Below are 15,582 nucleotides of genomic sequence, written 5' to 3' on the forward strand. Positions count from 1 at the left end.
TGGGCCCCTTTCTTTTGGAGTGACCATGAAAAAGCTGCTTCTGACGCTGGCTGCCACCACCGCCCTGACGGGCGCTGTTCAGGCGCAAGAGATCAAGGAATTCAACATCGGCATTCTGGGCGGTGAAAACGCCCAAGACCGTCTGAATTCCAACGAATGCTTCCGCGCCAAGATGGAAGAGGCGCTGGGCGTTCCGGTAAAAATCTTCACCCCCGCTGACTATGACGGCGTTGTGCAAGGCCTGCTGGGCGGCACGCTGGACTATGCTTGGCTGGGCGCTTCGGCCTATGCCAAAGTCTATCTGACCGACCCGGAAGCGGTCGAGGTCAAGCTGACCAAGCAGAACGTTGATGGTTCGACCGGCTATTACTCCATCGGTTTCGCGCGCAAGGATGCAGGCATCACCAGCATGGACGATGCCAAGGGCAAGTCCTTTGCCTTTGCCGATCCGAACTCTACCTCGGGCTACCTGGTCCCCGGCGCAGAGCTGGCGGCCAAATACGGCACGCTTGAGAATTACTTCAGCGAAGTGAAGATGTCGGGCGGCCATGAGCAAACCATCGTCGGTGTGGCGAACGGCGACTTCGACGCAGGCGTGTCCTGGGCCGATGGTCTGGGCAACTGGGAAGACGGCTACAATTCCGGCGCTTTCCGCAAGGCCTCCGATGCCGGTCTGGTCGATATGAACGACATCGTCGAAATCTGGCGCTCTGCCCTGATCCCCGAAGGCCCGATGGTCGTGCGCAAGGCCCTGCCGCAGGACGTGAAGGACAAGGTGACCGCTGTGACCGCTGACCTGTGGGAAACCGATGCGGAATGCGCCTACAACGTGGCAGCAGGCGAGGCGAAAGACTTCGTTCCGGTGGAACACTCCGCCTATGATGGCGTGCTGGCCGCGCGCAAAATGCAAGAAGGCATGTAAGCTTTCATGACGTGCAGCCGGGCTTCCCTTGGGAGGTCCGGCTTTTTCTTGCAAAGGGTTCCCCATGGTCGACATCGCCTTTGGTCCGGAAAAGGGCCAACGCCCCGATTTGGGCGACACCCGCGCCGCCTATCTGGAAATGGTCCGCCGCAAGCGGATGTATGGTGGCATCCTGTTGGCTGTCTTTGTGGCCATGATGGCCTCGGGCTTTATCCTCGCCCAAGAACGCAACGCGGGCGATTTCTGGTCGGGCCTGCCGATGCTGGGGGCCTTTCCCTCCGAAGTTCTGTCCGAGGCTTGGGCCAACCGCGCCAACCTGCCGGGGCTTTTCGTTGAATTCTTCCCCTCGCTTGTCGAAACGCTGAACATCGCCGCCGTCGCCACTCTGCTGGGCGCGCTGATGGCCGTGATGCTGGCCCTGCTCGCCACACGCGGTCTGGCCCGCTGGCCCCGCGCCATTCCCCTGTTTCGTCGTATGATGGACGCCAGCCGCGCCATTCCTGAAATCGTCGTGGCCTTGGTCCTGATCTATATTCTTGGCGGTGGCCCCGTCCCCGCTGTCATTGCCATCGCGCTGCACACGGGCGGGGCGTTGGGCAAGCTTTTCTCAGAAGTCGCTGAAAACGCCGATCTGAAACCTGTTGAGGGTCTGACTTCCGTCGGCGCGACATGGGGCCAGCGCATGTGGCTGGGGGTGATCCCTCAAGTCGCCCCAAACTGGCTGTCCTATGCCCTTCTGCGGTTCGAGGTGAACGTCCGTGCCAGCGCCATTCTGGGCTTTGTCGGCGAAGGCGGCATTGGCCATGACCTGAAACTGGCGATGCAATGGGGGCAGGGGCGTTATGATCAGGTCGTCGCCATCTTCCTATTGCTGTTCCTGACCATCGTCCTGATCGACCGCCTGTCTGACCGCGTGCGTCTGCGACTGGTGAAAGGAATATGACCATGACCGCCAGTCTTTCCCAAACCGTCATCCGCCAGATGGACCGCCGCAAGATGCTGTCCTTTGCGCTGCCGGGCGTGATCCTGATCTATCTGATCTATGCCGCCTTCAGCTTTGATCTGGCCGGCCTTGCCGCCCGCGCCCGCATGGACAATGCCGCCATCCTGCTGGGTGATTTCTGGTCGCACAAGACCCATGTCACCCGCGACAACCGTTCCGGCGACCTCACCATCGCCATCGAAGGCGAGTCCAAAGGTCGCTACCCCACGGGCACTCGCCCCGATTGGGTGACGGTGGACGGGGCCGTGACCCGCATTGATCTGGGTAACGGTCATTTGGTGACCTATGACGACGCCGGGGCCCGCTATGTCATTCCCGGCTATGGCACCGTCGATATCCGCCCCGAAGGTGGCCAACTTGCCCTTGTCGCCCCCCAACCCTTGCCCGACTGGATCAACGCGTCTGAGAACAAGGTTTCCGTCACCACCGACGCAGGCCGCTTCAACTATTCCCGCTCCAAAGTCGAAACCTTCAAATACAAACCGGGGTGGGAATTGTTCTTCTTTACCCTCGACAGCCCCTATTATGGCCACGGCCCCATCGCGTTGCTTTTCGGCGAACGCCTTGACCCCGAACGTTCCAACATCACCGGCATGGCGCAGGATTTCTGGACCAATCGCATGTGGCGGCATGGCGATGTTGTCTGGGCCTTGTTCGAAACCGTTCTCATGGCCTTTCTTGGCACAATGGCCGGGGCCATGCTGGCGCTGCCCTTGGGCTTCATGGCCGCCTCCAACATGATGCCCTTCCGTGCCGTCCGCTTTGCCTTTCGCCGCTTGTTCGATTTCATCCGCGGCGTCGATGGCCTGATCTGGACCATCATCCTGTCCCGCGCCTTTGGCCCCGGCCCGATGACGGGGGCCTTGGCCATGTTCATCACTGATACCGGCACTTTCGGCAAACTCTTTTCCGAAGCCTTGGAAAACATCGACGACAAACAGGTCGAAGGCATCCGTTCGACCGGGGCATCCAGCCTGCAACGTGCCCGCTTTGGCGTGATCCCGCAGGTTACGCCCGTCCTGCTCTCGCAAGTCCTGTATATGCTGGAAAGCAACACCCGCTCTGCCACCGTGATCGGGGCCATCGTTGGTGGCGGCATCGGGCTTTTGCTGACCCAGGCCATCCAGACCCAAAAGGATTGGGAGGAGGTCGCCTATTACATCACCCTCATCGTCCTTATGGTCATGGCGATGGACAGCCTGTCGGGCTGGCTGCGCCGCAAGCTGATCAAGGGGGAATGATGAAACTTTCCCCAGACAAGCCGCTGATTCAGGACGGGGCTATCGTCGTCAACTCCACTTTCGGTGCCTATTGCGAAGTGGGGCAAGGCGCGCGTGTTCTGAACAGCGATTTCCGCGACTATGCCTATTGCGACCGCTTGGCCGACATCGCCAATGCCACCATTGGCAAATTCGCCAACATCGCCGCAATGACCCGCATCGGCCCCACCGATCACCCGATGGACCAGCCCTCGCTGCACCATTTCCTTTATCGATCCTCCTATTACTGGGACGACGCCCCCGACGATCAGGCCTTCTTTGAACGTCGCGCTGCCCGCCGCACCCTCATCGGCCCCGACACTTGGTTGGGCCATGCCGCTATCGTCAAACCCGATGTGGTGATTGGACCGGGGGCTGTCGTTGCCTCGGGTGCCGTCGTCACCAAGGATGTCGCCCCCTATATGATCGTTGCGGGCATTCCAGCCCAACCGCTGCGCAGCCGCTTTACCGCCCCCATCGCCGAACGTCTGCTGGCCTTGGCTTGGTGGGATTGGAGCCATCAGGCGCTGCGCGCAGCGCTGGATGACTTCCGCGCCATGAAGGTCGAGGGCTTCTTGGAAAAATACGGCGGCTGAACCCCTGCCGCTTTCCGACCCGTCGGGGTTGCAGCAATGACCCAGACAGGGCAAGTTGCCCGAAACGGGGGGTGCGGCAAGGTGCGGCAAGGCTTGATGAATTTCGGGGCGCGGGTGGCGGCGATGGCTATCGTCGTCTTTGCCCGTGCCGTGACGGCCGCACAGGCCCGCTGGCAGGGGTGTGGGCCCGAGGCCGTGCAGCGCGTATATTTTGCGAACCACACCAGCAATGGCGATTTCGTCCTGCTCTGGTCTGTGTTGCCGGGGGCGCTCAAACAGCAGACGCGGCCGGTGGCGGCTTTGGATTACTGGCTGTCGACGCCGATCAGGGCCTTTCTGGGGCGGCAGGTGTTCAACGCCGTGCTGATTGACCGTCGGCCTGAAGAACGCAAGGAAGATCCGGTTGCGCAAATGGCGCAGGCTCTGGACGATGGATCGTCCTTGATCTTGTTCCCCGAGGGCGGGCGCAACACAACAGAAGCACCGCTTTTGCCCTTTAAGACCGGGCTTTATCATTTGGCAAAGACGCGCCCCACGGTCGATCTGGTGCCGGTCTGGATCGCGAACCTGAACCGGGTGATGCCCAAGGGTGAGGTGGTGCCGGTGCCGCTGATCTGTACGGTGACATTCGGGGCACCGATGCATCTGGGGGTGGACGAGGAGAAGGCCGCTTTTCTTGAACGGGCCTCGCAGGCCTTGGCGGCGCTGGCCCCGGCCAATGCGCGGGGGGCGGTGTGATGGGGGCGAATGGCGATCTGATCTGGCTGCTGGGCGGGCTGTTCGGTGTGCTGCTAGCGGCTTCGGCGGTGGGTGAGGGGCTGCGGCGGGCCAAGGGGCGCAATAATCCTGTGGTGGAGAACCTGATCGACCGGGTGAATGCCTGGTGGGTGATGGTGGTGGTGATGGGGGGGGCGCTGATCTTTGGGCGGACGGGGGTGGTGGTGCTGTTCGGGCTGTGCAGTTTTGCGGCGTTGCGGGAGTTTGTGACGCTGACGGATACGCGGCGGGCGGATCATTGGGCGTTGATGGCGGCGTTCTTTGTGGTGCTGCCGGTGCAATATGTGTTGGTGTGGCATGACTGGGTGGGGATGTATTCGGTGCTGATCCCGGTCTACGCGTTCCTGATGCTGCCGATCCTGACGGCATTGCGGGGGGAGACGGACCGCTTTCTGGCGCGGGTGGCGGAATTGCAATGGGCGCTGATGATCTGCGTTTTCTGCGTAAGCCATGTGGCGGCTTTGTTGTCGCTGGATATTCCGGGGTTTGAGGGGCGAAATGTGCTGCTGATCGCTTTCCTCGTGGTGGTGGTGCAGGGGTCGGATGTGGCGCAGTATGTCTGGGGGAAGCTGCTGGGGAAGACCAAGATCGCGCCGAAGCTGTCGCCGTCGAAAACGGTGGAGGGTTTTGTGGGCGGGGCCCTGACCGCCGTTTTGATTGGGGCGGCTTTGTCTTGGCTGACACCGTTCACGCCTTTGCAGGCGGGTGGGATGGCGTTGGTGATCGTGCTGATGGGCTTTTTCGGGGGGCTTGTGATGTCGGCGATCAAGCGGGACCGGGGGGTGAAGGACTGGGGGCATCTTATTGCGGGGCATGGGGGATTCATTGACAGGCTTGACAGCGTGATCTTTTCTGCGCCGATCTTCTTTCATCTGACGCGCTGGTACTGGAGCCTGACATGAGCGACGAGAACACCGAAGACCGCATCCGGCAGGCGATGGTCGAAGCAGAACTGCCCGAGGCCGAGGAAGCCGGTGCCGCCAAACCGGGGCGGCGTCCGATCAGCCTGCGGAATGCAGGCTTTGCGCAGAAGATGGCGGCTGATCTGGTGGGGCGGGGTGTTCGGCCCAATCTGATTTCGATGGCGTCGATGGGGGCGGCTTTGGTGGCCTTTATCCTGTTCTGGTGGGCGGGGAATGTGCTGCATCCGTTCTTGCGGGGGATCCTGTTGCTGCTGGCGGCGGTGGCCGTGCAGGGGCGGCTTTTGTGCAATCTGCTGGACGGGATGGTGGCCGTCGAAGGCGGTTTGGCGGAAAAGGACGGGGCCTTTTGGAACGAGTTCCCGGACCGGGTGGCGGATATTCTGATCCTGGGCGGGCTTGGGATTGCCGCTTGGCATCCGGGCCTTGGCTTTTTCGCCGCCGCTTTGGCCGTGACCGCCGCATATACGCGCGAGTTGGCGCGGGCGAATGGCGGCGCGGCGGATTATGGTGGGCCGATGGCAAAACAGCACCGGATGGCGGCGGTGACGGGCATTGCGGTGATCGCGGCCTTTTGGCCGATGTTCGGCAATGCCTATTGGTTCATGCAGATGGGTCTGTGGGCCGTGGCTTTGGGCACGGTGGCGACCATCGGGCTGCGCGCGAAACGGCATGTCGATTGGCTGAAGGCGCGGGGTTAAAGTCCGTTCCAGTCCAGAACGGTCACCCTTTCTTGCCGTGCGGCATGGCATAGCGCCTTGTCGGCGCTGAGCAGGCCTGCCGCTTCACGCTTGGCAAGTTCCAGATACAAGGCGTCATAGGCTGTCAGTCGATATCGACCCGCATGGTCCATCAAGATTGTCGAGTTTGGGTTTGTATCCAACGCGACGCCCAAGGCATCGGCGCTTGCCAAGACCCTGGCCGCCATATCCGGAGAAATTCGGTTTCGCCGGATGGCCATCAGAAGCAGGTTCCGCAATTCGACCCAAAGCAGCCAAGGTGCGATCAGTTGATCGCCACGCTCACGCAATCGGACAAGATCGACGCCGATTTCGTCAGGCATAAGCCAAGCGGCCACAGCAGAGGCATCAACGACCAGTTTCAACGACGGCCCTCATTCTTGAAGGCAATGATTTCTTCCAAGCTAAGGCCGCCGCCGTCTTCTTCGGCAATGTCGCGGCGCAGTTGGATCACCTGCGCCCGCAACGCCTCAAGTGCTTTTGTCTGAGGCTCGGCAGGCACCAGCCGCGCCACGGGTTTGCCCCGGCGGGTGATCAGCACCTCTTCGCCCGCCTCGACTGCGGCCAGCAGTTCGGAGAGGTGGGTTTTCGCCTCGAATGCCCCGACTTCGCGCATGGCTGCCTCCAACTGGTTTACAAACTAGTTTATTCGGAAAGCCCGTTTCGGGCAAGCTTTCCTGCGGCCCTTAGGGGATCACCTCGAACCGGTCCACATCCACCATGCCGTGATCGGTGATCTTAAGATGCGGAATCACCGGCAGGGCCAGAAAGGCCAGTTGCAGGAAGGGTTCTTCCAGCACCACGCCCAAAGAGGTGGCGGCGGCGCGCAGGGCGACCAGTTTGTCGCGCACCTGTTCAAAGGATAAAAGGCTCATCAAGCCCGCTACGGGCAGGGCCAATTCGGCCAGCACGCGGCCGCCCTGCACCACGACGAAACCGCCTTCGATTTCGCCTAAGCGGTTTGCCGCCAAGGCCATGTCGGCATAATCGGCCCCCACCACGGCGAGGTTGTGATGGTCATGGCAGACGGTGGAGGCTATCGCCCCCGCCTGCATGCCGAAGCCTTTGACAAAGCCCGTGGCGATGTTGCCGTTCACGCCATGCCGTTCCACCACGGCAATGCGCATAAGGTCGCGGGAAAGGTCTGGCCGCTTGTCACCATCCTGCGGTGCGATGTCGAATTTCAGATGTTCGGTGATGATCTTGCCCGGCAGGATGCCGATGACCGGGGTTTCGGCCCGGTTCCCGGCGCAGCGGAAATGGCGGGGTTCGACCTTTGGTGCTTTGACCGAATGGCGGGCGACGGGTTCGGTGGTGGCACGGGCGGCAAAGGCGGCGTCATCCGCGATCACGCCGCCTGCCAGAACCAAGGACGCGTGGCAGTCTTCCAGCGTGTCGATCACGGCGATGTCGGCGCGTTTTCCGGGCGCGATCAGGCCACGGTCTTTCAGCCCAAACGCCTCGGCCGCGGAAAGGCTGGCGGCGCGGTAGACGGCCAAGGGCGGGCAGCCCAAGGCGATGGCGGTTCGGATCATGTAGTCGAGATGGCCGTGTTCGCCGATGTCCAAGGGGTTCCGGTCGTCGGTGCAAAGGCAAAGATAGGGGGAATGGCGTTCGGTCAGGATCGGGGCCAAGGCGTGCAGATCTTTGGAAACGGAGCCTTCGCGGATGAGAACACGCATGCCTTTGCGCAGCTTTTCCAGCGCCTCTTCGGCGCTGGTTGCCTCATGCTCCGTGCGGATTCCGGCGCTGATATAGCCGTTCAGGTCCATCCCGCGCAGCAGGGGGGCGTGGCCGTCGATGTGGCGGCCCTTGAAGGCTTGCAGCTTTTCCATGCAGCCGGGGTCCTTCATCAAGACGCCGGGGTAATTCATGAATTCGGCAAGGCCAATGACAGCGGGATGGTCGGCCAAGGGCATCAGATCGGCGGCGGAAAGGCGGGCGCCGGGGGTTTCCATATGGGTGGAGGGAACACAGGAGGAAAGTTGAACCTTGAGACTGAGGACCAGCTGGGCGGCGCTGTCGAGGAAGTAGCGGATCCCCGGAATGCCACAGACATTGGCGATTTCATGCGGGTCGCAGATGGCGGTGGTGACGCCGCGCGGGGTGACGCAGCGGTCAAATTCATGCGGGGTGACAAGGCTGCTTTCGACATGCAGATGCGTGTCGATAAAGCCGGGGACGAGGATCTTGCCGGTGACGTCGATTTCGCGTTTGCCGTGGTAGGTGCCGAAGGTGCCGACGATGGTGTCGCCGCAGATGGCGACGTCTGAGGGGACAAGGTCGCCAGTGATCAGGTCAAAAATGCGGCCACCTTTCAGCACGATATCGGCGGGTTCAAGGCCGCGCCCCTGATCGATTGCCTGTGCGAGATCTGCCATGACCGCCCCCTTTGCTTTGCCCTAGCAAAGCAGGCGTTGGGGCGGACGTCCAGCCCTTGCATCCCCCGGCCATGCGTGGTTCGTTAAGGCCATGTCCGACATATCGCCTGAACCCGCCCTCATCGGCCAGCGCCCCCTGCGGGGCATCACGCTTAAGGTCATCTCTGTCCTGTTCTTTATCGCCATGGCAGCGCTGATCAAGGCGACGCGCGATCATGTGCCGGCGGGTGAGGCGGTGTTCTTTCGGTCGTTCTTTGCCATTCCGGTGATCATCGTCTGGCTGTTGTGGCGGCGGGAGTTGCGGCATGGGCTGCGGACGGACAATCCGATGGGCCATGTCTGGCGGGGGCTGGTGGGGACCACCTCGATGGGCCTGGGCTTTGCTGCGCTGGGCTATCTGCCTTTGCCCGAGGTGACGGCGATTGGTTATGCGGCCCCGCTGCTGACGGTTATTTTCGCAGCGATGTTCTTGGGCGAACAGGTACGGGCGTTTCGGATCGGGGCGGTGGTGCTGGGGTTGGTGGGGGTGCTGATCGTGCTGTCGCCACGGCTGACGGTGCTGCAATCGGGGGCGGCGGATACGGCGGCGGCTTTTGGGGTGTCGCTGGTGCTGGGGTCGGCGGTGTTCGCGGCCTTGGCGCAGGTATTCGTGCGGCGCTTGGTGCTGGGCGAGGATACGGCGACGATCGTGTTCTATTTCTCGCTGACGGCGACGCTTTTGTCGCTGGTGACGGTGCCCTTTGGCTGGGTCTGGCCAACGCCAAGCGAAGCCCTGATGCTGATCTGTGCGGGGCTTTTGGGCGGGGTGGGGCAGATCCTGCTGACGTCAAGCTATCGGGAGGCGGATGCGTCCTTGGTGGCTCCGTTTGAATATGTGTCGATGATCTTTGCGCTGGGGATCGGCTGGACGGTGTTTGACGAGGTGCCGACGATGACGATGCTGGGTGGGGCCAGCTTGGTCATTCTGGCGGGGATCCTGATCATCTGGCGCGAGCGGAAGCTGGGGATCGAGCGGGCCAAGCAGCGGAAGGCGATGACGCCTTAAGGGGCTATGCCTTGCGGGCGGCCAGTCGCCTTAGGAAATCGGCCAGTTCTTTGTGCGGTTCGGCCAAGTGCTCGGCGAGTTTTGCGGCGATGGGCCCATCGGTGCGATCGGTGGGAAGCGCTGCCTGGATGTCGTCCCAAGCCTCGCCCTCTATCCAAAGTTCCAGCGCTTCGCTGACATGCGGGGCAGAGCGTGGGGCAAGCCAACCCAAGCAAAGATAGGCCGCCGTTCGCGCATCGCTGTGCGGCGTGGCTGTCAGGCATTGATCCCCAATGGCCATGGCCTGCGTGTTTAGCCATGCGGCAAGTTCGCGCAACTTTGGCCTATCGGCTGCGGTCAGTCGCTGGTCGTCGGGGATCCACGGGTGCTGATGGTCGGCGATGGCGCTTGACAGGCCGGGGAAATCGGCCGTGCCCGAGGCGTCGGCCTTGGGCCTTTGTCCGAAAGCGCAGTGAAGCGTGTGCGACAGGAAAAGCAGGGCTTCGGTCTCTGGCGGGTTCTGCGCCGAAAGCATCTGGTAAAGCCAAGGCAATGCCGCATAGGTGACGGGGTATAGATCGCCTTGGTGATGCAGCTTTTCCCAGAAAAGCGCTGCTGCGCGGGTTTGATCCCACTCCTGCGCGAAGGCTGCCAGATCAACAGTCACATCCTGCACGCCATTTGGGCCATAGAGCCGCGCCCAGATCGCGTCATTGAGCGGAATGAGCACTTAGCCCTTCCGCTGCGTGACGCGGTTCACATGGCCCATTTTGCGGCCGGTTTTCGCCTCGGCTTTGCCGTAGAGGTGCAGGGCGGTGCCTGTTTCGCGCGCCAGCGCGGGGACGCGGTCCATGTCGGCACCGATCAGGTTTTCCATCACCACATCGGAATGGCGCGACCCGTCGCCCAGCGGCCAGCCTGCGACGGCGCGGATGTGTTGTTCGAATTGGTCCACCGCGCAGCCGTTTTGCGTCCAATGGCCGGAGTTGTGGACGCGAGGGGCGATTTCGTTGACCAGCAGGCCCTGGGGCGTGACGAAGAGTTCGACGCCCATGACGCCGACATAATCCAGCGCGTTCAGGATGCGGGCGGCGACCAGCACGGCATCCGACCGCAGGCTGGGTGACAGGCGGGCGGGAATGGTGGTGGTGTGCAGGATGCCGGAACGGTGGACGTTTTCGCCGGGATCATAGGCGGCGACGGAACCATCGAGGCCGCGTGCGGCGATCACTGAAACCTCACGCTCGAAATTCACGAAACCTTCCAGCACCGAGGCCGCGCCTTGCATGGAGGCCAGCGCCTCGGGTGCGTCTTGCGGAGACATGATCCGGGCCTGGCCCTTGCCGTCATAGCCAAGGCGGGTGGTTTTCAGGATGGCGGGGGTGCCGACCTTTGCCATCGCGGCGGCCAGATCGTCCATTGTCTGCACGGTGGCATAGGGGGCGCAGGTGAGGCCCAAGCCGGTCAGAAAGTCTTTTTCGGCGATGCGGTCCTGGCTGATGGCCAGCGCGCGGCGGTTGGGGCGGACGGGGCGCAGGCTTTCCAAAAGGTCGAGCGCCGAGGTGGGGATGTTTTCAAATTCATAGGTGATGACATCGACGCTTTCGGCGAAGGCGCGCAGGGCGGCGCTGTCGTCATAAGAGGCGGTCGTTGTTTTCCACGCGACATGGCTGGCAGGGCAATCGGCCCCCGGTTCAAAGATATGCGTCTTGAGCCCAAGGCGAGAGGCGGCAATCGCCAGCATCCGGCCCAGTTGCCCACCGCCCAGAATGCCGATCACAGCGCCGGTTTGCAGTATGTCATTCATCCTTTGGCTCCTCCGGGATCGAGGCGGAGAGGGCCGCGCGCCAAGCGTCCAGACGTTCCCCCAAGGCGGCATCCGACACCGCCAGAATCCCTGCCGCCATCAGCCCCGCATTGGCCGCCCCGGCAGCGCCAATCGCCATGGTGGCGACCGGAAAACCTTTCGGCATTTGCAGAATGGAATAAAGGCTGTCGACCCCCGACAGGGCTTTGGTCTGTACCGGCACGCCGATGACGGGAACACGGGTTTTCGAGGCCATCATGCCGGGCAGATGGGCAGCCCCGCCTGCGCCTGCGATGATCACCTTTAGCCCGCGCGCGACGGCCGTTTTGCCATAGTCCCAAAGCCGATCCGGGGTGCGGTGGGCCGAGACGATCTTGGTCTCATAGGAAACACCCAGTTCATCCAGAATGACCGCTGCCTCGCGCATCGTCGCCCAATCGGACTGCGAGCCCATGATGATTCCGACCTCTGGCATAGTGTCCCCACTGCTTTTGCCGCGCGACTATACCGGCAAGGGGGGTATGGGCAAGGGTGGGTTGCCCTTTTGCCTATGGCCTGCCAGTTTCGGGCCATGATCGCGATGTTGTTGACCCTGACACTTGGCCTGATTGCTGCGTTGCATCTGCTGTGGGGCTTTGGCTTTTGGTTTCCCATTCGGGATGAGGCGCGTTTGGCGCGAACGGTTGTGGGGGCAAAGGGGATTGTGGAGATGCCGGGGGCGGTGCCTTGCGCTTTGGTGGTGGTGGCGCTGCTTTTTGGGATCAGTGTGATCCATTGGCCGGATGTTACGGCGCGGGGTTGGTTGCTGCGGGCGGCGGCGGGGGTGTTTTTGCTGCGGGGGCTGGCGAGTTATGCGCCGGTCTGGCGGCGGTTGGTGCCGGAACAGCCCTTTGCGCGGCTGGATCGGGCGTTTTATGGGCCGTTGGGTCTGGCGATTGGGGTGGGGTTGTTGGAGGTTTAGCTTAGAACCACGCCGATCCCATGTCCCGCCCGGCGACCAGCCGGGCCGTGCCCGCCGCCCCCCGGGCGGGCACGATTGCGACCTTGGCTGCAAGCGTGAAGTCGTTCGGGATTGCGCCATAAATCAAGGAGACGATCCGTTTCGGTGCCCACCCGCGGCGGGCCCGGCCCTTCCCGCGTTGAACGACCGTTGACGGCCGCTAAATCCTGATAAACCGAAACGCCGCCGAGGCGGCCCAACCGGCCAAGCCCGCAATCAGCAGGGCGAGCAGGCCGTAAAGCAGCGGCTGTTCGTGGGCCATGCGGGTGAAGAACTGTTCCAGCCCCGCTTTGCGCACGCGGATGCCGCGTTCCAGCATGTCGACGACGCGGCCCTCGCGCGTCAGGAAAATGCGCACGCGGTAGTCGCCTTCGGTCAGGTTCGATGGCAGGGCAATGTCGGTGCGGAACAGGGTGCCTTCGGTCAGCCGCACCGAGCCTTGGCTGTCGAGATAGCTGCCGCGCGCCGCCCGCAGACGGATCAGCGCCTCGACAAACAGGTCGGACCCTTCGGCCTCATCCGTGGTGCCGACGGCGCGGATGGCGCGGGGGATGCTGATCTTGTGGCGCAGGTCTTCGGTTTCAGAGAGGATCTCCTCCAACCGCCCGGTGGTGGCGATGGCGTAAAAGATCGGGGCGCGGTCCACCACCACTTCGGCGTCGTTGATCCAGATGCCCCAGACCCAATCCTTGCGGCGGACCGTCATTTCGGCGGGTGGGCCTTCGACGGTGACGATCACCTCAAGCGCCCCCTCGGGTGCCGGGGTTTCGCGTTTGACCGCGCCATAGATCAGGATTTCAGAGCCGACAAAATCGGTGGTGATGGAAACATTGGCCTGCGAGAGGCCTGCGACGATGGTTTCGTCGGCCTGACAGGGCAGGGCGATGAGGCACAGGAGGGCGAGCCAGCGGCGCATCACAAAAGCCCCGTGACGGAAAGGGAATACATCTCATCCGGGCGGAGCAGCAGGTCAAAGGCGATCTTGATGGCGACGGCCAGCACCAGAAGCGCCAGCAGAATGCGCAGCTGATCGGCACGGAGGCGCAGGCCAACACGGGAACCAATTTGCGCGCCGATGACGCCGCCCAAGATCAGGAGGAGGGCCAGCAGCAGGTCAACCGACTGGCTGGTGATGGCATGCATGACGGTGGAGAAACCGGCGACAAAGATGATCTGAAAGAGCGAGGTGCCGACGACAACACGGGTGGGAACGCCCAACAGATAGATCATGGCGGGGACCATGATGAAACCGCCGCCGACGCCCATGATGGCCGACAGAAAGCCGACCAAGGCCCCGACGGCCAAGGGGGGGACGATGCTGATGTAAAGGCCAGAGGCGCGGAACTTCATCTTGAAGGGCAGGCCGTGGGCCCAGGTGTGGATATGCGCGCGGCGGGGGGGCTGACCGGCGCGGGTGCGCCACATCGCCCGCAGGCTTTCCTGCAACATCAAGGCCCCGACAAGGCCTAGGAAAAGGACGTAGGAAAGCTGGACGAAAAGGTCGATCTGGCCGGCTGCGCTGAGGACGCTGAAGACCCAGATGCCCGCGCCGGAACCCAGCAGGCCGCCGACCAACAAAACGCTGCCCATCTGGAAATCGACCGCCTTGCGGCGAAGCTGGGCGAGGACGCCAGAAATGGAAGAAGCGACGACCTGATTGGCCCCGGTGGCGACGGCGACGGCGGGGGAGATGCCCATGAAGAAGAGCAGGGGAGTGATGAGAAAGCCGCCGCCGACGCCGAAAAGGCCGGACAAAAAGCCGACGATGCCGCCGATGCCGAAAAGCAGGAAGGCATTCACCGAAATTTCGGCAATGGGAAGGTAGATCTGCATCGACAGGCGGCCTTATGGCGGGCGCGTTTTTTGCAGGCTGCGCCCGATCCGAAATCTTGTCAAACCCCTGAGGCGACGGATGCGGACTAATTCGCGACCGTTCCCCATTTGCCGCAGTGCAGCGGGTTTAGGCGACGCGCTGGCCCCGGACCCAGGTGCCGCGCAGGGCGGAGGCTTGACCGATGCGGGTGACGCGGATGACATCGGCGCGTGCGCCAAGGGTCAGATGGCCCCGGTCGGTCAGGCCTGTGGCCGCGGCGGGCGCGGCGGTGACGGTGGAAATGCCGCGCGCCACATCGCCCCAAAGATCGCCCAAGAACAGCGCCGCGGTCAGCAGGGCGGCGGGGACGTAATCGGACGACACAATATCCAGCAGATCCATTTCCGCCAGATCCTTGGCCGCGACATTGCCGGAATGGCTGCCGCCCCGAATGAGGTTGGGGGCCCCCATCATGACTTTGATGCCATGGGTGTGGCAGGCACGCGCCGCCTCAACCGTCGTGGGGAATTCGGCGAAATGGGCCCCATGGGCGGCGCTGACGGCGACCTGTTCGGCAGTGGTGTCGTCATGGCTTGCCAGCACCGCGCCAAAGCGGCGGGTTTCGGCGACGGCGGTGGCCTCGTGCAGGTCGCCGACACGGGCGCGCATGGCCTGCTGGGAGGCGATATGGTCGAGAAAGCCTCGGTCGTTCAGACCGTGTTTGCCGCAGATGTAATCCTTGAGTTTCGACACGTCGCGGAACTGGCGCTGGCCGGGGGTGTGGTCCATGAGCGAGACGATGCCGATATGGTCCTTGTCGCCGAATTTGGCCAGTTCAGCGACAAGGGTTTCGGAACAGATTTCGGCGCGCAGATGCAGGAAATGGCTGATGCGGAGCGCATCTTTCGCGCGCAGGTCCAGAATTTCATGGGCCAGAGCACGGGCATATTCGCCATAGTTGGTGGTGCTGTTGACAACGGAACCAACGCGCAGGGCATCAAAAACGGTGGTGATGCCCACGCTGGAGAGTTCAGCATCATGGGCGATGATGGCGGCCTGATGTGGCCAATCGACGCCGGGGCGGGGCTGGATGTGGCGTTCGAGATTGTCGGTGTGGAGTTCGATGAGGCCGGGCATGACCAGATCACCCTGGCAATCCACGGCTCCCGCTGGGATGGCGGTTCCGTCCAGAATCTCGGCGATGCGGCCATCGCGGAGGACGAGGGCGCCCTGGCGGACCTCATGTGGCAAGACAAGGGTGGCATTGGCGAGGATGGTGTCGGTCATGATCAGAAGTCCTGTCTTGCGGTCCGGTGCGGGAAGGGGTCGATTAGCGGGCA

18 protein-coding genes are annotated in these 15,582 nt (G+C 62.7%); 9 read left to right on the forward strand and 9 right to left on the reverse strand.

All coding sequences use genetic code 11. The annotated features are described in order from the left end of the window. Nucleotides 1-25 precede the first annotated feature (25 nt). The 7 genes from phnD to IE095_RS07660 all read left to right on the forward strand — a co-directional run bounded on the left by phnD (nucleotide 26) and on the right by IE095_RS07660 (nucleotide 6,178). On the forward strand, nucleotides 26-922 hold the full coding sequence (gene phnD / locus IE095_RS07630) for a phosphonate ABC transporter substrate-binding protein (RefSeq protein WP_189411038.1): 897 nt from the start codon (nucleotides 26-28) through the stop codon (nucleotides 920-922). A 64-nt stretch (nucleotides 923-986) separates the two neighbouring features. Then, nucleotides 987-1,865 (forward strand): phosphonate ABC transporter, permease protein PhnE, encoded by an 879-nt coding sequence (gene phnE, locus IE095_RS07635; protein WP_189411039.1) that lies wholly within the window; start codon nucleotides 987-989, stop codon nucleotides 1,863-1,865. After that, entirely contained in the window at nucleotides 1,862-3,166 is a 1,305-nt protein-coding gene (phnE, locus tag IE095_RS07640; protein WP_189411040.1) for a phosphonate ABC transporter, permease protein PhnE, read from the forward strand. The genes phnE (IE095_RS07635) and phnE (IE095_RS07640) overlap by 4 nt, the downstream gene beginning before the upstream one ends. Then, nucleotides 3,163-3,780 carry an LbetaH domain-containing protein gene (locus IE095_RS07645; protein WP_189411041.1) on the forward strand — a complete coding sequence of 206 codons (618 nt, stop codon included), beginning with the start codon at nucleotides 3,163-3,165 and terminating at the stop codon, nucleotides 3,778-3,780. The genes phnE (IE095_RS07640) and IE095_RS07645 overlap by 4 nt, the downstream gene beginning before the upstream one ends. A gap of 96 nt (nucleotides 3,781-3,876) precedes the next feature. Further along, nucleotides 3,877-4,518, forward strand: a complete 642-nt coding sequence (locus IE095_RS07650; protein ID WP_189411248.1) for a lysophospholipid acyltransferase family protein — start codon at nucleotides 3,877-3,879, stop codon at nucleotides 4,516-4,518. Further along, nucleotides 4,518-5,459, forward strand: coding sequence for a phosphatidate cytidylyltransferase (locus IE095_RS07655; protein WP_229804619.1), 942 nt, complete (start codon nucleotides 4,518-4,520; stop codon nucleotides 5,457-5,459). Before IE095_RS07650 ends, IE095_RS07655 begins: the two co-directional genes overlap by 1 nt. Continuing rightward, nucleotides 5,456-6,178, forward strand: coding sequence for a CDP-alcohol phosphatidyltransferase family protein (locus IE095_RS07660; protein ID WP_229804620.1), 723 nt, complete (start codon nucleotides 5,456-5,458; stop codon nucleotides 6,176-6,178). Before IE095_RS07655 ends, IE095_RS07660 begins: the two co-directional genes overlap by 4 nt. Here IE095_RS07660 and IE095_RS07665 read toward each other — a convergent pair. The 3 genes from IE095_RS07665 to ade all read right to left on the reverse strand — a co-directional run bounded on the left by IE095_RS07665 (nucleotide 6,175) and on the right by ade (nucleotide 8,598). After that, on the reverse strand, nucleotides 6,175-6,582 hold the full coding sequence (locus tag IE095_RS07665; protein WP_189411043.1) for a type II toxin-antitoxin system VapC family toxin: 408 nt from the start codon (nucleotides 6,580-6,582) through the stop codon (nucleotides 6,175-6,177). The two genes, IE095_RS07660 and IE095_RS07665, sit on opposite strands and share 4 nt — an antisense overlap. Next, nucleotides 6,579-6,833, reverse strand: coding sequence for a type II toxin-antitoxin system Phd/YefM family antitoxin (locus tag IE095_RS07670; protein ID WP_189411044.1), 255 nt, complete (start codon nucleotides 6,831-6,833; stop codon nucleotides 6,579-6,581). The genes IE095_RS07665 and IE095_RS07670 overlap by 4 nt, the downstream gene beginning before the upstream one ends. 70 nt (nucleotides 6,834-6,903) lie before the next feature. Beyond that, nucleotides 6,904-8,598, reverse strand: coding sequence for an adenine deaminase (ade, locus tag IE095_RS07675; RefSeq protein ID WP_189411045.1), 1,695 nt, complete (start codon nucleotides 8,596-8,598; stop codon nucleotides 6,904-6,906). 91 nt (nucleotides 8,599-8,689) lie between these two features. On the opposite strand from ade, the gene IE095_RS07680 reads away from it, so the two are divergent. Continuing rightward, entirely contained in the window at nucleotides 8,690-9,643 is a 954-nt protein-coding gene (locus tag IE095_RS07680; protein WP_189411046.1) for a DMT family transporter, read from the forward strand. A 4-nt stretch (nucleotides 9,644-9,647) separates the two neighbouring features. On the opposite strand, the gene IE095_RS07685 is transcribed toward IE095_RS07680, so the two are convergent. From IE095_RS07685 to purE, 3 genes are read right to left on the reverse strand one after another with little or no spacing between them, the layout of a single operon-like run. Further along, nucleotides 9,648-10,352, reverse strand: coding sequence for a hypothetical protein (locus IE095_RS07685; RefSeq protein WP_189411047.1), 705 nt, complete (start codon nucleotides 10,350-10,352; stop codon nucleotides 9,648-9,650). Beyond that, nucleotides 10,353-11,429 (reverse strand): 5-(carboxyamino)imidazole ribonucleotide synthase, encoded by a 1,077-nt coding sequence (locus tag IE095_RS07690; RefSeq protein WP_189411048.1) that lies wholly within the window; start codon nucleotides 11,427-11,429, stop codon nucleotides 10,353-10,355. Then, the gene (gene purE / locus IE095_RS07695; protein ID WP_189411049.1) at nucleotides 11,422-11,904 is read right to left on the reverse strand and encodes a 5-(carboxyamino)imidazole ribonucleotide mutase; all 483 of its coding nucleotides are present in this window, start codon (nucleotides 11,902-11,904) and stop codon (nucleotides 11,422-11,424) included. Before purE ends, IE095_RS07690 begins: the two co-directional genes overlap by 8 nt. A 96-nt stretch (nucleotides 11,905-12,000) precedes the next feature. On the opposite strand from purE, the gene IE095_RS07700 reads away from it, so the two are divergent. Continuing rightward, complete coding sequence (locus IE095_RS07700) at nucleotides 12,001-12,390, forward strand: DUF3995 domain-containing protein (protein WP_229804622.1); 390 nt, start codon at nucleotides 12,001-12,003, stop codon at nucleotides 12,388-12,390. A gap of 199 nt (nucleotides 12,391-12,589) precedes the next feature. On the opposite strand, the gene IE095_RS07705 is transcribed toward IE095_RS07700, so the two are convergent. The 3 genes from IE095_RS07705 to IE095_RS07715 all read right to left on the reverse strand — a co-directional run bounded on the left by IE095_RS07705 (nucleotide 12,590) and on the right by IE095_RS07715 (nucleotide 15,529). Continuing rightward, nucleotides 12,590-13,345 carry a TIGR02186 family protein gene (locus IE095_RS07705; protein ID WP_189411050.1) on the reverse strand — a complete coding sequence of 252 codons (756 nt, stop codon included), beginning with the start codon at nucleotides 13,343-13,345 and terminating at the stop codon, nucleotides 12,590-12,592. Further along, the gene (locus IE095_RS07710; RefSeq protein ID WP_189411051.1) at nucleotides 13,345-14,262 is read right to left on the reverse strand and encodes a sulfite exporter TauE/SafE family protein; all 918 of its coding nucleotides are present in this window, start codon (nucleotides 14,260-14,262) and stop codon (nucleotides 13,345-13,347) included. The genes IE095_RS07705 and IE095_RS07710 overlap by 1 nt, the downstream gene beginning before the upstream one ends. Nucleotides 14,263-14,389: 127 nt before the next feature. Then, nucleotides 14,390-15,529, reverse strand: coding sequence for an alpha-D-ribose 1-methylphosphonate 5-triphosphate diphosphatase (locus tag IE095_RS07715; protein ID WP_189411052.1), 1,140 nt, complete (start codon nucleotides 15,527-15,529; stop codon nucleotides 14,390-14,392). Nucleotides 15,530-15,582: the final 53 nt, after the last annotated feature.

Origin of the sequence: Neogemmobacter tilapiae (assembly GCF_014652215.1) — a bacterium.
In the GTDB taxonomy this organism is placed as follows: domain Bacteria; phylum Pseudomonadota; class Alphaproteobacteria; order Rhodobacterales; family Rhodobacteraceae; genus Neogemmobacter; species Neogemmobacter tilapiae.

Excerpts from the sequence above, each read along its gene's own strand:
- IE095_RS07710 (WP_189411051.1), bottom strand. The coding sequence starts at position 14,262 with ATGCAGATCTACCTTCCCATTGCCGAAATTTCGGTGAATGCCTTCCTG.
- ade (WP_189411045.1), bottom strand. The coding sequence starts at position 8,598 with ATGGCAGATCTCGCACAGGCAATCGATCAGGGGCGCGGCCTTGAACCC.
- IE095_RS07705 (WP_189411050.1), bottom strand. The coding sequence starts at position 13,345 with ATGCGCCGCTGGCTCGCCCTCCTGTGCCTCATCGCCCTGCCCTGTCAG.
- phnD (WP_189411038.1), top strand. The coding sequence starts at position 26 with ATGAAAAAGCTGCTTCTGACGCTGGCTGCCACCACCGCCCTGACGGGC.
- IE095_RS07715 (WP_189411052.1), bottom strand. The coding sequence starts at position 15,529 with ATGACCGACACCATCCTCGCCAATGCCACCCTTGTCTTGCCACATGAG.
- IE095_RS07650 (WP_189411248.1), top strand. The coding sequence starts at position 3,877 with ATGAATTTCGGGGCGCGGGTGGCGGCGATGGCTATCGTCGTCTTTGCC.
- IE095_RS07680 (WP_189411046.1), top strand. The coding sequence starts at position 8,690 with ATGTCCGACATATCGCCTGAACCCGCCCTCATCGGCCAGCGCCCCCTG.
- IE095_RS07690 (WP_189411048.1), bottom strand. The coding sequence starts at position 11,429 with ATGAATGACATACTGCAAACCGGCGCTGTGATCGGCATTCTGGGCGGT.
- IE095_RS07700 (WP_229804622.1), top strand. The coding sequence starts at position 12,001 with ATGATCGCGATGTTGTTGACCCTGACACTTGGCCTGATTGCTGCGTTG.
- phnE (WP_189411040.1), top strand. The coding sequence starts at position 1,862 with ATGACCATGACCGCCAGTCTTTCCCAAACCGTCATCCGCCAGATGGAC.
- purE (WP_189411049.1), bottom strand. The coding sequence starts at position 11,904 with ATGCCAGAGGTCGGAATCATCATGGGCTCGCAGTCCGATTGGGCGACG.
- IE095_RS07655 (WP_229804619.1), top strand. The coding sequence starts at position 4,518 with ATGGGGGCGAATGGCGATCTGATCTGGCTGCTGGGCGGGCTGTTCGGT.
- IE095_RS07645 (WP_189411041.1), top strand. The coding sequence starts at position 3,163 with ATGATGAAACTTTCCCCAGACAAGCCGCTGATTCAGGACGGGGCTATC.
- phnE (WP_189411039.1), top strand. The coding sequence starts at position 987 with ATGGTCGACATCGCCTTTGGTCCGGAAAAGGGCCAACGCCCCGATTTG.
- IE095_RS07670 (WP_189411044.1), bottom strand. The coding sequence starts at position 6,833 with ATGCGCGAAGTCGGGGCATTCGAGGCGAAAACCCACCTCTCCGAACTG.
- IE095_RS07660 (WP_229804620.1), top strand. The coding sequence starts at position 5,456 with ATGAGCGACGAGAACACCGAAGACCGCATCCGGCAGGCGATGGTCGAA.